Annotated in this window: 12 protein-coding genes and 1 pseudogene; 2 read left to right on the top strand and 11 right to left on the bottom strand. The window is 67.0% G+C overall.

Features of this window, described 5'->3' with window-relative positions; translation table 11 throughout:
• The 8 genes and pseudogenes from AC3WMU_RS17760 to AC3WMU_RS17725 all read right to left on the bottom strand — a co-directional run bounded on the left by AC3WMU_RS17760 (window position 1) and on the right by AC3WMU_RS17725 (window position 8749).
• Window positions 1-417 (bottom strand): phage holin family protein, encoded by a 417-nt coding sequence (locus AC3WMU_RS17760; protein ID WP_035212457.1) that lies wholly within the window; start codon window positions 415-417, stop codon window positions 1-3.
• A 69-nt stretch (window positions 418-486) separates the two neighbouring features.
• Window positions 487-804 (bottom strand): ElaB/YgaM/YqjD family protein, encoded by a 318-nt coding sequence (locus AC3WMU_RS17755; RefSeq protein ID WP_006222726.1) that lies wholly within the window; start codon window positions 802-804, stop codon window positions 487-489.
• An 83-nt stretch (window positions 805-887) separates the two neighbouring features.
• On the bottom strand, window positions 888-1613 hold the full coding sequence (locus tag AC3WMU_RS17750; protein ID WP_035212345.1) for a hypothetical protein: 726 nt from the start codon (window positions 1611-1613) through the stop codon (window positions 888-890).
• Between the two features lie 124 nt (window positions 1614-1737).
• On the bottom strand, window positions 1738-4455 hold the full coding sequence (locus AC3WMU_RS17745; RefSeq protein WP_492282749.1) for a nitrate reductase: 2718 nt from the start codon (window positions 4453-4455) through the stop codon (window positions 1738-1740).
• Window positions 4370-5686, bottom strand: a pseudogene (locus AC3WMU_RS17740) (NAD(P)/FAD-dependent oxidoreductase); the annotation flags it as partial. The pseudogene AC3WMU_RS17740 and the gene AC3WMU_RS17745, both read right to left, overlap by 86 nt.
• A 21-nt stretch (window positions 5687-5707) precedes the next feature.
• Complete coding sequence (locus AC3WMU_RS17735; protein ID WP_006222722.1) at window positions 5708-6586, bottom strand: ABC transporter ATP-binding protein; 879 nt, start codon at window positions 6584-6586, stop codon at window positions 5708-5710.
• Between the two features lie 3 nt (window positions 6587-6589).
• Window positions 6590-7420, bottom strand: a complete 831-nt coding sequence (gene ntrB, locus AC3WMU_RS17730) for a nitrate ABC transporter permease (RefSeq protein ID WP_280029667.1) — start codon at window positions 7418-7420, stop codon at window positions 6590-6592.
• A 27-nt stretch (window positions 7421-7447) separates the two neighbouring features.
• Complete coding sequence (locus tag AC3WMU_RS17725; protein WP_006222720.1) at window positions 7448-8749, bottom strand: CmpA/NrtA family ABC transporter substrate-binding protein; 1302 nt, start codon at window positions 8747-8749, stop codon at window positions 7448-7450.
• Between the two features lie 393 nt (window positions 8750-9142).
• Here AC3WMU_RS17725 and AC3WMU_RS17720 point away from each other — a divergent pair, with 393 nt between their 5' ends.
• Both AC3WMU_RS17720 and cysG read left to right on the top strand, forming a co-directional pair.
• A complete protein-coding gene (locus AC3WMU_RS17720) occupies window positions 9143-9724 on the top strand; it encodes an ANTAR domain-containing response regulator (RefSeq protein ID WP_006222719.1) in 582 nt (193 codons plus the stop codon).
• A 109-nt stretch (window positions 9725-9833) separates the two neighbouring features.
• Window positions 9834-11249 carry a siroheme synthase CysG gene (cysG, locus tag AC3WMU_RS17715; protein WP_006222718.1) on the top strand — a complete coding sequence of 472 codons (1416 nt, stop codon included), beginning with the start codon at window positions 9834-9836 and terminating at the stop codon, window positions 11247-11249.
• A 71-nt stretch (window positions 11250-11320) separates the two neighbouring features.
• On the opposite strand, the gene upp is transcribed toward cysG, so the two are convergent.
• From upp to AC3WMU_RS17700, 3 genes are all read right to left on the bottom strand, one after another.
• A complete protein-coding gene (gene upp / locus AC3WMU_RS17710) occupies window positions 11321-11959 on the bottom strand; it encodes a uracil phosphoribosyltransferase (RefSeq protein ID WP_006222717.1) in 639 nt (212 codons plus the stop codon).
• Window positions 11960-12086: 127 nt separating this feature from the next.
• Window positions 12087-13535, bottom strand: a complete 1449-nt coding sequence (gene dacB / locus AC3WMU_RS17705) for a D-alanyl-D-alanine carboxypeptidase/D-alanyl-D-alanine endopeptidase (protein WP_088591155.1) — start codon at window positions 13533-13535, stop codon at window positions 12087-12089.
• A 91-nt stretch (window positions 13536-13626) separates the two neighbouring features.
• A complete protein-coding gene (locus AC3WMU_RS17700; protein ID WP_006222715.1) occupies window positions 13627-14781 on the bottom strand; it encodes an ABC transporter substrate-binding protein in 1155 nt (384 codons plus the stop codon).
• Between the last annotated feature and the right edge of the window lie 183 nt (window positions 14782-14964).

The raw sequence follows: 14964 nt of genomic DNA, 5'->3' as shown, positions 1-14964 counted from the left end.
TCAGCCCTCCTCGCGCCGACGCGCGGCCGGTACGTCATCGTCTTGCGCATCGCGGATCCGGTCCAGCAGTTCCGCATCGCGGCCCAGCTCTTCCAAGGTCGCCGCGAACGGCGGCGCGCCATAGACCAGCGCGTGGCGTACCGCCAGCAGCAGGCCGATGCCGACGATGCCGTAGAAGGCCGCCAACAGGCCCAGGGCCAGATAGCGATCTTCCGTAGGCCAGAACAGCACCGCCACCGTCACGGTGAACACCAGCACCGCCAACGTCAGGAAGAGCAGCGCAGCAAAGGCCATGCCCAGCACTTTGAGCAGGCGCGCCTTTTCATCGGCGGCCTCCAGCGTCAGCAACTCCAGGCGCGTGCGCAACAGCCCGACCAGGCTGGACGCGACGCCGAAAACAGATTTTCGTAGACCCATGGCGTCAAGAACGCCGGGCGGGCAACGCGGCACGAAGCCGACGCCGCCCGCCCGGACGTTCAAGCCTTATCAGCGGCGGCTGATCAGCAAGCCGAGCAGCAGGCCGGTCACGCCTGCGATGCCGATGGCTTGCCAGGGATTGTCATGCACGTAGTCGTCCGTGGCGCGGGCGGCTTTGCGGCCGCGTTCGAGCACGGCGTCTTGCGCCTCGTAGAGGGCTTCGCGCGTACGCTTGAGCGAAGTCATGGCGCGGTCGCGCAATTCGTTTGCCTTGTCGCCGGTGGTGCCGGCTGCTTCGCGCAGCAGGTTTTCCGCGTCATTCAAACTGGTCTTGACACTGTCGATGAGTTTTTCTTTTGCGACTTCTTCGGATTTTCTCGTGGCCATTTTTTGAGCTCCTGTTGTGTGTCTATGACAAAACCATCATACCAGCCACCATGCCCGCTGCATGGCGTGCTTGCTACCGTGTGCTACTTGATCTGCGTAATTTCAACTGCGGATTTCACACCGCCCTGATCGATGTCCTGCTTCATCACCAGATTCACCGCGGGGCAGTACCAGTCGGTCACGGTGGTGTTCATGCCGGGGATCGGAATGGTCAGGCCCTGGAAGGTGGCCATCGTGGGATCCGAGTTGCGCGTATACGAGATCGGATGACAGGACTGCTGGCCCAGCGCGGTGTTCACCGCGGTCTTCTGGCCGACGGTCTTCTCGCCAATGCGCACCGTGGTGCTGGGCTGGCCGCCCACCGGCGCTTCCTTGCCGATCTTCAGGCGGAACGACGAACCGGGCAATTTCTGGCCGGCGTTGAGCTTGCCGTCGTAAGCGAACAGGCCCAGCATGCGCAGGTCGAACTGGCCTTCGGAAGGCTTGGGGGCCTCGCCGGCGCTGGCGTATTTCAAGAAGGTGGCCTGGCCGCCCTTGACCGTCATCAGGTAGTCCAGTTTGGACTTGCCCGGCGGCAAGCCGGCATAGCTGAAAGTCGCCACGCCCTGCACGCGCGCGCGGCAGTTGTCGCCATTGCTTTTTGTAACCTCAGCAAAGGTCAGGTCGGCGCCCAGCGACAGATTGCCCGAGCCGGTCAGTTGCACCGCGCCGCCATCATGCATGAACTGCGCATCGCAAACGCCGGCCTGCGCCGAAGCGGCCGCGCCCAGTGTGCCGGCCGCCAAAATCAGGGATGCCATTTTTCGCATCGTTCAAGCCACTCCAGAAATCAGATAGCGCCGTCCGCTATGCGCGACGGCTGGCTTGATACTACACCGGTTGCCGTGCCCGGCGTATGTCCACTCGTGACCGCGCCAAAGGGGGGCCGCCCGCCTACGCCGCCACCGCGGCGGCCGGTATCCGGGCAATCAGCGACTGAATTTCCGGCACGCACGAACCGCAGCCCGTGCCGCAACCCAGCGTGGATTTCAGCGCCAGAAGGTCGCAACCGCGCTCGATGCCCGCCAGGATTGCCGCTTCGCTCACGCCCACGCAGACGCAGACCGTGCGCGACCGCGCCGCGCCCGCGATCCGGCCCGTCAGCAGGCCGGAAACGCTGGCCGGCGCGTCGCCCCCCGCCGCCCAGGACAGCAGCGCGTCCTGCGCCCGCAGATCGCCCGTCAGCAGAAAAGCGCGCACAACGCCCTGCCCCGCTGCCACGCGGCGCATCCTGCCCCGTGCCGGATCATCGAACGCGACCTCGGCGCGCGTCAGGCCCAGCGCATCCGCCAGCTCCGCCAAAAGCGCAGGCGCCGGCACCGTCTCAGCCGCCAGCCGGATCCGCACGCCGCCTGCGCCAACGGGCAGCACCACGGCGTACTCAAAGCGCCGCAGCCAGGGCGCCAGGCGCACGCGCAGCGCCGCCGCATCACCTTGAGTCCAGCCCGCCGCCTGCCACACCAGGCGGGCAGGTTCGGCGCAGATCGCGCTGAACTTCAATTCAGGCTGATGCGACACCGGGTCCGTGGCCGGGCTGGTCAACGCATTGACGCCCAAGCCCGCCATGAACGCGCTGCCCCAATGCATCGGCAAGAAGGCATGGCCGCGCTGCACGCTATCGTCCTCCTTCACCGGCAGCACCACGCTGCCGCGCCGGGAACGCAGCCGCGCCAGCGCGCCGGACTCCAGCAACAACTGCCGCATGTCGTCCGGATGCAGCGACACCCAAGGTTCTTCGACATGCTGCGTCAGCACGCGGGCAAGCGACGTGCGCGCCATGGTGTGCCAGTGGTCACGCAAGCGGCCGGTCGTCAACTGCAGCGGGAATGCCGGCGTGACCGCGTCGGCGGGCGGCAGATAGTCCACATCGCAAAAGCGCGCGCGCCCGCTGGGCGTGGAGAAGACGCCATCGGCGTAGAGGCGCGCCGTGCCCTGCCCCGGGCGATAGGGCCACTGCTGCGGTCCGTCGCGGCGCAAGACGTCGTAGTCCAGCGCGCTGTAGTCCAAGTCGCGGCCCGCCGTCATGCGGACGTGCTCAACGAACACCTCGCTTTCATCGCGATAGGCGAACCGCGCCGCCTTGTCCGGCGCGATACGGGCGGCCAGCCGCAGTGCCACGGCCTGCGCCAGGCGCCAGTCCGGCTGCGCGTCGCCAGGCGGATCGATCGCCGCGTGCACCCGGCTGATGCGCCGTTCCGAATTCGTCACCGTGCCGGATTTCTCCGGCCACGTCGCCGCCGGCAGCACGAGGTCGGCCCAGGCCAGGGTCTCGGTGCCCGCGAACGCCTCTTGCACGATGACACATTCGGCGCGCGCAAGCGCTGCGCGCACCCGGGCCTGGTCCGGCAACGACTGCGCGGGATTGGTCGCCGCGATCCACAGCACCTTGATGCGCCCGTCCAGCACCGCGTCGAACATGTCCAACGCGGGGGTGCCCGGCGCCTCGGGCAGGCGGTCCACGCCCCACAGGGCGGCCACGTCGGCGCGATCCGCGGCGGAACCGGGATCGCGATGGCCCGGCAGCAAGGTGGCCATGCCGCCGGCCTCGCGGCCGCCCATCGCGTTGGGCTGCCCCGTCAACGAAAACGGTCCGGCACCCGGCTTGCCGATCTGGCCCGTCGCCAGATGCAGATGAATCAGCGCAGCGTTCTTGTCGGTGCCGCGGGTCGACTGGTTCAGCCCCATCGTGTACAGCGACAGCGCCGCACCCGCGCTGCCGAACCAACGCGCCGCCTGGATGATGTCGCCGGCGGGCACGCCGCAAATGCGTTGCGCCTCTTCTGGCGGGAAAGCCTCCACGCGCGCCAGCAAGGCTTCGAAACCTTCGGTGTGGCGTTCGATATAGCCGCGGTCCACCAGGCCCTCGCGCACCATCACATGCAGCATGGCGTGGAACAGGGCGACGTCGGTGCCCGGCGCAATCGGCAGGTGCAGGTCCGCGAACGCGGTGGTGTCCGTGCGCCGCGGATCCACCGCAACCACCTTCATGCCCGGGCGTCGCGCGCGCGCCACCTCCAGCCGGCGGAACAGTACCGGATGCGCGTAGGCCATGTTGGAGCCGGCGATCAGCACGGTGTCCGCCAGCTCCAGGTCTTCATAGCAGGCGGGCGGCGCATCCGCACCCAGCGTGCGCTTGTAGCCCGACACCGCGCTTGACATGCACAGGCGGGAATTGGTGTCGATGTTGTTGGTACCGGCCAGCGCGCGCGCCAGCTTGTTGAAGACGGCATAGTCCTCGGTCAGCAACTGGCCCGACAGATAGAAGCCCACTGCGTCGGGGCCGTGGGACTGGATCGCCTGGGCCAGCTTTTCCGCCGCGATATCCAGGGCCTGCCCCAGCGCAATATCCCGCATCGGCTGGTCGCGCGCCTCGCGCCATTGCGCCGACAGCACGCGCGCGCCATCGCGGCGCACGGTGTCGCCCAGCGCCAACCCTTTACTGCACAGCTTTCCATGGTTGGCGGGATGCGATTCGTCGCCGCGAACCCGCAACACGGCGCCGTCCCGCACTTGGACGCGCACGCCGCAGCCCGTGCCGCAATAACAGCACACCGACGACACCTCGGCAGCGGGCTCGGCATTCACAACGGGAATCCGGACGATTGACGGCATGGCCATCCCCCTACCCGCCCGCCGCGCTTTCGCCGGCCATCAACTGGTCGCGCAGGCCGCCGACATCCTGGCCGTCGCGGATCAGCCGCATATACCAGGCGCCGTCCGCCGTATCGCCGTACAAGCAGGCGCCCACCAGCTTGTCGCCGCGGATCACCAGCTTCTTGTAGACGCCGTCCAGCGCGTCGGCCACCGTGATGCTTTCCGTCTGTGCGCCCCCCGCGAAATCCCCAGCGGAGAACAGATCGATGCCGGTGACCTTCAGCTTGGCCGAAACCAGGCTGCCTTCATAGCGCCCGATGCCGTGCAGGGCCAGATGATTGGCCGCGACCTTGGCCTGTTCGAACAGGGGCGCGACCAGCCCGTACGCGGTGCCGCGATGGCTGACGCATTCGCCGACCGCATAGATGCGCGGGTCGTAGGTCTGCAGGGTATCGGTGACCACCACGCCCCGGTCCACGTACAAGCCGCAACTTGCGGCCAGCTCGGTATTCGGACGCACGCCCACGGCCATCACCACCAGGTCGGCCGCAATCTCCTGCCCGTCGGCAAAACGCAGCGCCCGAACCCGGCCGTCATCGCCTGCAAGGATCGCCTGGGTCTGGCGGCCCAACAGGAACGTCAGGCCGCGCGCCTCCAGGCTGTGCCGCAACATCGCCGACGCCTGGGTGTCCAACTGGCGGTCCAGCAACGCTTCGCCCAGATGCACGACCGATACCTCCATGCCCCGCGCAGCCAATCCGTTGGCCGCTTCCAGGCCGAGCAGCCCGCCCCCGATCACGACGGCGTGCCGGTAACGCGACGACGCTTCGATCATCCGGTTCACATCGCCGATATCGCGGAAGGCGACTACGCCGTCCAGGTCGTTGCCCGGCACAGGCAGGATGAACGGGTTCGAGCCGGTGGCCAGCAGCAGCCGGTCATACGGCGCTTCGGTTCCGTCATCGGTGCGCACGATGCGGCGCAGGCGGTCCACCTGCGTCACCTTGCGGTTGCGCAGCAAGCGGATGCCGTGGCGGGCGTACCAGGCCTCGTCGTTCAACACGATGTCCTGCAAGGTGCGTTCGCCAGTCAGCACGGGCGACAGCAAGATCCGGTTGTAGTTGGTGTGGGGCTCGGCGCCGAACACCGTGATGTCGTACAGGTCGGGCGCCAGCGCCAGCAGTTCTTCTACCGTGCGGATGCCCGCCATGCCGTTGCCCACCACCACCAGCTTCTGCTTTGCGCCCATGAAGATCCCCGTGGCTGGCCTTCAGGCGGCCGCGCGGGTCGCGGCCTCGGCGTCGCTGCCCGCTGCTGCCGAGGCGTCCAGGACGGCGTTGGCCTGCGCCGCCGCCTGCGACCGTTCGGGATTGCCGTGGCGGCGGTGCAGGAAATCCACGACTGCTGCGCGGCACTCGAGATAGGTCGCGTCGTTGGCCAGCCGCACGCGGTCGCGCGGACGCGGCAGGGGCACGGGCAGGATCTCGCCGATGGTCGCGGCCGGGCCGTTGGTCAACATGACGATGCGGTCGGACAACAACACGGCTTCGTCCACATCGTGCGTGACCATGATGGTGGTCGTGCGCGTCTTGGCCACGATCTTCAGCAATTCGTCCTGCAGGTGCGCGCGCGTCAGCGCATCCAGGGCGCCGAACGGTTCGTCCATCAGCAACACGCCCGGTTCGATCGCCAGCGCCCGCGCAATGCCCACGCGCTGCTTCATGCCGCCCGAGATTTCCCGCGGCAGCTTGTTCTGCGCCGGCAGCAAGCCCACCAGTTCCAGCGCGGCGCGCGTGCGCTCAGATAATTGCGGGCGCTTTTCCTTGCCACCAAAGACGCGTTCCACCGCCAGGTACACGTTCTGGAAGCAGGTCAGCCAGGGTAGCAGCGAGTGGTTCTGGAACACGACGGCCCGATCCGGCCCCGGTCCGGTGATCTCGCGTTCGGCGCACAGCAGCACGCCGCTGGTGGGGCGCGTCAGCCCGGCGATCAGGTTCAGCAACGTGGACTTGCCGCAACCCGAATGGCCGATCAGCGTGATGAACTCGCCCTGTTCAACGGTCAGGTCGATGTCGCGCAGCGCCACGAAGGCGCCCTTGCGGGTGGTGAACGTCTGGCCGACGCGTTCGATGCGTACGAATTTCTTCATGGCCTATTCCTCGGTATAGGTGAATCGGCGCGCCAGCGCGACCAGCAGGGTTTCCAGCAGCAAGCCCACGATGCCGATCACGAAGATGGCGATGACGATGTGCTCCACCTTCAGGTTGTTCCACTCGTCCCACAGCCAGAAGCCGATGCCCGTACCGCCGGTCAGCATTTCCGCCGCCACGATCACCAGCCACGCGGTGCCGATGGACAGGCGCACCCCGGTCAGCATGTAGGGCAGCACCGCCGGCAGCAGCACCTTGGTCGTGACCTTCCATTCCGACAGGTTCAGCACCCGCGCCACGTTCAGGTAGTCCTGCGGCACGCGCGACACGCCCACCGCGGTGTTGATGATCATCGGCCAGATCGAACAGATGAAAATGGCCCAGATCGCAGCCGGATTGGCCGCCTTGAACAGCAGCAGCCCCAGCGGCAGCCAAGCCAGCGGCGACACCGGACGCAGCAGGCTCACGATGGGCGAGAACATGGCGCTGATCGCGGCATATCGGCCGATGGCAAACCCGACCGGGATGCCGATCACCGCCGCCAGCCCGAAGCCGATCGCCACGCGCTCCAGCGACGCCAGCAGGTTCCAGCCGATGCCCTTGTCGTTGGGGCCGTTGTCATAGAACGGATCCGAGAACAGTTCCACGGCCGCGTGCCAGGTCACGCCCGGTGTCGGGATCTCCGGAATCCGCATGGCCACCACCTGCCACACCAGCACGAACAGCGCGAAGCCGGCCACCGGGCCCGCCACGGCCTTCAGCACGGACTCCAGCCGCTCGCGCCCGGCGGCGAACATCGCCTCGCCGCGGCCCACATTCGTTACGGTAGACATTGCATGCCCCTTCTCTGTACCGGCCGCTCAGGCCTTGACCTTGAACCCGTCGGCATACGCCGCGGGGTTGCTGCCGTCCCACACCACGCCGTCGATGAACTTGGCGCTGCGCATCTCGCTGGCGGGCAGCGCCACCCCGGCGGCGGATGCGGCCTGCTTGTAGATGTCGATGCGGTTGACCTGCCTGGCCATCGCCAGATAGTCGGGATGCTCTTTCAGCAGGCCCCAGCGCTTGTGCTGCGTCAGGAACCACATGCCGTCGCTCAGGTACGGGAAGTTGGCCGAACCCTCCGCGTAAAAGCGCATGGCGTGCTCGTCGGTCCATGACTTGCCCAGGCCGTCTTCATAGCGGCCCTGCATGCGGTCCACGATGCCGCTGGCATCCGTATTCACATAGGACTTGGCGGCAATGGTCTCGGCCGTCTTCTGCCGGTTGGCGGGCGACGCGTCGATCCACTTGCCAGCCTCGAGAATCGCCGCGGTGACGGCCCGCGCCGTGTTCGGGTTGCGCGACACGAATTCCGCGCTGGTGCCCAGCACCTTTTCCGGATGGTCCTGCCAGATGCCCTGCGTGGTCACGGCGGTAAAGCCGATCTTGTCCATGATGGCGCGCGCCCCCCAGGGTTCGCCCACGCAGAAACCGTCCATATTGCCCACGCGCATGTTCGCCACCATCTGGGGCGGCGGCACCGTGATGACCTTCGCGTCCTTCATCGGATGGATGCCGTAGGTCGCCAGCCAGTAGTACAGCCACATGGCGTGCGTGCCGGTCGGGAAAGTCTGCGCGAAGGTGTATTCGCGCTTGTCCGAGGCCATCAGCTTGGCCAGCGATTCGCCGTCCCGCGCGCCAGCCTGCAGCAACTTGTTCGACAGCGTGATCGCCTGGCCATTCTGGTTCAGGTTCATCAGCACCGCCATATCCTTCTTCGGCCCGCCCACGCCCATATGCACGCCATAGACCAGGCCGTACAGCACGTGCGCCATGTCCAGCTCGCCGTTCATGAGCTTGTCGCGCACCGCTGCCCACGAGGCTTCCTTGGACGGGGTGATCGTCACGCCATACTTCTTGTCGATGCCCAGTACCGACGCCATCACCACCGAGGCGCAATCAGTCAGCGGGATGAAACCGATCTTCACTTCGGTCTTTTCCGGCGCGTCGGTGCCCGCCGCCCAGGCGCCGGCGCGCACCAGCGGATCGACCAGCGACAGCAGGCTGGCGCCCGCGACCGCGCGCGCCGTTCCGCTCAACCACTTGCGGCGGCCGGCGTCAGCGGTCAGGTCCGCGCTGGCGGCGGGTCGGGTGGAGGGGCTACGTGTCACTGGCGTCATGCATGGCTCCTGGCAAAAAAAAACGTCCCGCGCGCCATGGAACCGTGTCCATTGGCGCTGCGGAACGTCGTTGTTCCTTGCCGCGTAGTGCGGCGCGTTGCGTCGGGCGACCGTCGTTGGCCCCCTGGTTCCACTTAAGCAATCACTGTGCCAACCCGCTGGTTTTTCGCCGACATTCGCCTGGACCCCGCGCCAGCACTGGCTTTACGCCCACGTCGCGCACCCTCCACTTGGGTTCAGGAAACCGCACGCGAACCAAGTTGGTGCATGCCCGGATGCGGCAGTGCACCACGCCTGTGCGGCTAACGCCCTGCGGCTGTGCCCGGGCGCTGAGCCCCGCACGCCATGGAGATGGCACGGAACTTGCATGATTGAAAGCATCTGGGGGATCTCATGCTGAAAGTCATGCTGCTTAACGATGGCGAAGGACGCGCGGTATCGCTGCGGCAAACGCTTGCCGCGGCGGGCGTGCGCATCGTCTCTGAAATGGCGCCCGGCATGGATCTGGCCGCCGCCATCGCCGAGGCCGCCCCCGACGTGGTGCTGATCGACAGCGACGCCCCTGGGCGCGACACGCTGGAAAACGTCTGTGTGGCCAGTGAGCACAGCGACCGCCCGGTCGTGATGTTCACCGACAACGGCAACCGCGACACCATCCGCAGTGCATTGCGGGCGGGTGTCGCCGCCTATGTCGTGGGCGACGTGCCGGCGGCCCGCATCGAACCGCTGCTGACGGTGGCGATCGAGCGCTTCGCCATGGAGAAGTCTCGCCGCGAAGAATTGCGCGACGCGCAATTGCGCCTGGCCGACAGGCAATGGGTGGAAAGGGCGAAAGGAATATTGATGAAGGCGCGCGCCATTCCCGAAGACGAGGCGCATCGCCTGTTGCGTGAGCGCGCCATGCAGAGCCAGAAGCGCCTGGGGGAAGTCGCCCGCGAAGTCGTCGAAATGAGCCAATGGCTGGGCAAAGGCTAGCTACATGATTTTTAGCTATATGGATTCAAGAAATCAAAAGTTGTGGGGATGTACCCCCCTCCCTATGATCAGCTGATATTTCGCCGGGTACGCCCGGGGCGGGCATTTGATGAAGCTTTTCCCGATTTTTGCCGACTTGAAAGAGCGGCTGGTGCTGGTGGTGGGTGGTGGCGCCGTGGCCGAGCGCAAGACGCTGGCCCTGCTGGAAGCCTCGGCCGAGGTCGTCGTGGGTGCGCCGGAACTGACGCCGGCGCTGGTTGCACTGGCCGCCGAAGGCCGGATCCGCCACTTGGCTGGCCGGTTTGATCCTGCCTGGCTGGACGACGTCTGGCTGGTGGTCGCCGCCACCGACGACCGCGCTGCCAACGCCGCCGTATCCGAAGCCGCCGGCGCCCGCCGCATCTTCACCAACGTGGTCGACGACCCGGAACTGTCCTCCTTTCAGGTACCGTCCATCGTGGACCGGTCGCCCGTCATCGTGGCCATTTCGTCCTCGGGCGTGGCGCCCGTGTTGGCGCGCCGCATCCGCGAACGCATCGAATCGCTGTTCGACCACACGCTGGGCCAACTGGCCGGCCTGGCCGCTACCTATCGCAAGCGCATCCGGGCCAGCCACCCCGACCTGGGCGCGCGCCGCCGCTTCTATGACTGGCTGCTGGACGGCCCCGTGGCCGGATTTCTGCGCCAGCAACAGCCCACCCGGGCTGAAGCCGCCTTGGCCGATGCACTGGCTGCGCCGCTGGCGCCCGCCGACGGCAGCGTGGTGCTGGTGGGGGCAGGCCCGGGGGACCCCGGCCTGTTGACGCTGAAGGCGCTGCGCGCCCTGAACGAAGCCGACGTCATTCTGTATGACCGCCTGGTCAGCGACGACATCATGTCGCTGGCGCGCCGCGATGCCGACCGCGTGCCGGTCGGCAAGCTGCCCGGCGAAAACCATCACGCCACCCAGGCACGCATCCACGCGCTGCTGGTGGAACACGCACAGGCGGGCCGGCGCGTGGTGCGCCTGAAAGGCGGCGACGCGTTCATCTTTGGACGGGGCGGCGAAGAATTGGAATATCTGCGCGCGCATGGCGTGCGCTATGAAGTGGTGCCCGGCATCACCGCCGCGCTGGCCTGTGCGGCCTATGCCGGCATCCCGCTGACGCATCGCGAGCATGCGCAGTCGGTCCGGCTGATCACGGCGCATTGCCGCGAGGACGAAGACAATCTGGACTGGCCTGCGCTGGCACGCGAGCGGCAGACGCTGGCGTTCTATATGGGAGTGGGCCAGCTGGATCTGCTGACCGGGCGCCTGTTACGCCATGGCCGCTCGGCGCAGACGCCGTTCGCGCTGATCGAAAACGGCAGCCGGCCCGAACAGCGCGTACTGTCGGGCACGCTTGAGGCCCTGCCCCGCCTGGCCGCCGAGCACGGAATCCGGTCGCCCGCTCTGCTGATCGTGGGCGAAGTCGCCGGCCTGGCGCCGCAATTGCAATGGTTCGGCCAGCATATCGACGGCCGCCCGCAACGGCTGGCGGCTTGATGGGTGCAGCGCGCGGGCGGCAAATGCAACAGCACCGCCCCCAGCGCGCGCAACCCATCACCCGATAACCGTCACTCCGTCTTCTGGGTCGTACCGAAGATCCGGTCGCCCGCATCGCCCAGCCCGGGCATGATGTATCCGTGCTCGTTCAGGCCATCATCGATGGATGCCGTGTAGATATGCACATCCGGGTGCTTGGCCAGCACGGCGTCGATGCCAACGGGCGCCGCCACCAGGACGAGCGCGCGGATTTCCTTGCAGCCGGCGCGCTTGAGCAGGTCGATGGCGGCAACCATCGAACCGCCGGTTGCCAGCATGGGATCGACGATCAGGGCCAGGCGCTGGTCCAGTTCACCGACCAGGCGTTCCAGATAGGTGTGCGCTTCGAGCGTCTCTTCGTTGCGGGCCACGCCCACCACGCTGACCTTGGCGCCCGGAATCAGGCTGAGCACGCCATCCAGCATGCCGATGCCGGCACGCAGGATGGGCACCACGGTGACTTTCTTGCCGGCGATCTTCTCGACCTGGACCTGGCCACACCAGCCTTCCACGGTGGCCGGCGCCAGCGGCAGGTCCTTGGACGCTTCGTAAGTCAGCAGCGCGCCGACTTCCTGCGACAACTCTCGAAAGCTCTTGGTGCTGAGGTCGGCGCGACGCATGATCCCGAGCTTATGGCGGATCAACGGATGGCGGATTTCGTGCACAGGCATGTGCGTAACACTCCAGAATATTGAAAAGACGGGGTTTTTCGCCTCAGGCGCCACCCGAACAGCGCAACACACTTGCGTCGGCTATCGGGTCGCACCCAAGGATCGTAATCGGTTTAGGAAAATTGGCCTATTGATCGGCTAGCCACGCGATGAGGGCGTCGTCAAAAGCGCGGACGGCGCCCGCCTGTTCGTGGTTGACGATGCTGACCACCACGTAGCGCTTGCCGCTGGCGCCCAGCACGTAACCGGCGATCGAGCGCACGTCGCGCAACGACCCGGTCTTCAGGTGGGCCATGCCCACCGTGCCGTCGCCCTTCAGACGGCGGCGCACGGTGCCGTCCACCCCGGCGATGGCGAAGGACGAAATGTACTCCGGCATGACGGGCGAATTCCAGGCCACCGTCAGCATGGACGCCAGGCTGTCGGCCGACACCCGGGCCTCGCGCGACAGGCCGGCGCCGTTGTCGATGACGAGTTCGGGCATGTCCAGCCCCTGCTTGGCCAGCAGCCCCTTGGCCACCGCCTCGCTGCTGGTCACGGTGGCCGGCCGGCGGCCCTTTTCCGCGCCCAGCGTCAAGAGCAGCGTGCGCGCCATGACGTTATTGCTGCGCTTATTGATCTGGCGGATCACCTCCGCCAGGGTGGGAGAATCGTGCGAGGCCAGCACCACGGCGTCCGCCGGCACCATGCCGGCCCGGACCTGTCCCTTGAAGGTGCCGCCCAGCTCTTTCCAGAGCATGCGGAAAATCTCGGTGGCGTAGTCGGGCTGCGATAGCGCCAGGCGATACAGGCTGAATTCGCCGCAAGAGCCGGCCACCTTGCCGCCGACGCGGATCGTCACGCCCTGCTGGGTGATCAGCGGATCCGTCGTCACCACCGGCGGGCCCGGGCAGCGGACGTCGCTCCATTCCACGTTGCCCTCGATCTTCAGGCCGGGCAACGGCGGATCGATCAGCGGCACCCATTTATGGGCGGCGGGGTCCGGCGTGAACAGCAGGCGCAGCGCGCCGAAACCCACCATCAGGGCGTCGGGGCTGGCGTTGTAGGCGCGGTCCGGAGCGCCGTCAAAGGCGCCGGGGTCGGTGGCGACCTGGCCGAAAATGCTGCGGTCGATGACGAGATCATTGATCTGCTTGACCCCGCGCAGGCGCAATTCACGCAGCAAGGCCCACAAATCCTGCATCAGAAATTGGGGATCGCCCCCGGCGCGCAGGTACAGCGGGCCGGCCAGCACGCCCTTGGCGTCGGGCCGGGCGCCGGGCGCCGTCATGAATTCGGTGCGCCAGACGTAGTTGGGCCCCAGTTCGGATAGCGCGGCCCACGTCGTGACCAGTTTCATGACCGACGCGGGGTTGCGGGATTCCTTGGCGTTCAGGGCCACCATGCGCGGCCCGCCCAGCTCCTGCACCACCAGCGACAGCGAACTGTCGGGCAGCTTGCTGGCCTTCCAGGCGTTCACCACATTGGGCGGCAGGCCCTGGACCTGCGCGCAAGCCGCGCCCGCCGACAGGGTCAGCAGCCCGCCGGCCAGCCATTGCATCAGCCCGCCCACCCGCTTTTTCGCTTGTCCCGTCATGCTGCGTCCACCCAGTTGCTAGTCCTGCAAAACCGAGAGCATACAAAACCTGGGACGGTTGCGGGCGGGAGGCCCCCGCCCGCCGCGCGCTTTATTGAAGCCGCCACTTGCCGGACGCGACGGTCGCCATCACCAGCGCCCGTTCGTCCAGCCCGTTATGGTCGGTGGGGCTCATGCTGACCACGCCCGTCGCGGTGGGCAGGTTCTTGACGTTTTCCAGCGCGTCGCGCAGCGCCGCCCGGAACTCGGGCGTGCCGGGCTTGGCTGTCTTCACGGCCACGGGGATGGCCTGTTGCAGCAACAGGCCCACGTCCCAGGTATAGGCGGCAAAAAGCGACACACTGCCCGCGCCGTTGGCGGCCTCGTACTTCTTGGCGAAGGCCTGCGCCGTGGCCTTGACGGGGTTGTTGTCGGGCAGCAGGTCGGCCACCATCACCGGCCCCACCGGCACCCACGCGCCCTCGCACGCCGTGCCGCACACGCGCAGGAAATCGTTATTGGCCACGCCGTGGTTGAAATAGATCTTGCCCTTGAACCCGCGTTCGCGCAGGTCGCGGGCCGGCATGGCGGCCGGGGTGCCGGAGGCGCCGACCACCACGGCATCCGGCGCTGCGCCGATCAGCTTCAGGGTCTGGGCCACGGCCGACGTGTCGGTCGGCGCAAAGCTCTCCTTGCCGACGACCTCGATGCCGTGCTTCTTGGCGGCTTTTTCGATTTCCACCCAGAATGTCTCGCCCAGGGCGTTGTTGAAGCCGACGAAGGCCAGCTTCTTGACGCCATTGGCCGCGGCATGGCGCGCAATGCCCTCGGCCATCAGCGAATCGGAGTGCGGCGTCTTGAACACCCAGCGCCGCTTGTCGTCCACCGGTTCGATCAGCCGGGCCGACGAGGCCAGCGTGATCACCGGCGTCGTGCCGGTCGCCACGGTATCCAGCATGGCCATCGTGTTGGGCGTCGTGGTGGAGCCGACGATCAGGTCCACCTTGTTCTCGGAGATCAGCTTGTGCGAATTGCTGACGGCCCGCGTGGTATCGGACGCGTCATCCAGCACGACGTATTCGACCTTCACGCCGCCGATTTCGGTGGGCAGCAGGCTGATGGTATTGCGCTCGGGAATGCCCAGCGACGCTTGCGGGCCGGTGGTGGACAGGGTGGCGCCGATCTTCACTTGCGCCAGCGCGGGCGCGGCGCCCATAGCCAGTAAGGCCGCCAGGGCGGCGGCCATCAGGGTGCGACGAGGGGTCATGCGGTGTCTCCTTGGGTACGCGGATGTCGTTTTTTGCATTGCGCCGATCCGCTACGGCGTAGAACGCAGTTATACGGCGGGACGCGGCGTTTCGCCATGGTTCCGCCCCTATTAACTGTCCCCTTTACAATATCGGGTTGCCCCGAGCCGGCCCGGCCGGCGCGGCCCGCGGTTTTTGCCGGG

Source organism: Achromobacter sp. FW305-C-13 (genome assembly GCF_058783475.1).
The sequence above is the reverse complement of the archived record's forward strand: the minus strand, read 5'-3'. Positions and strand labels throughout refer to the sequence as shown.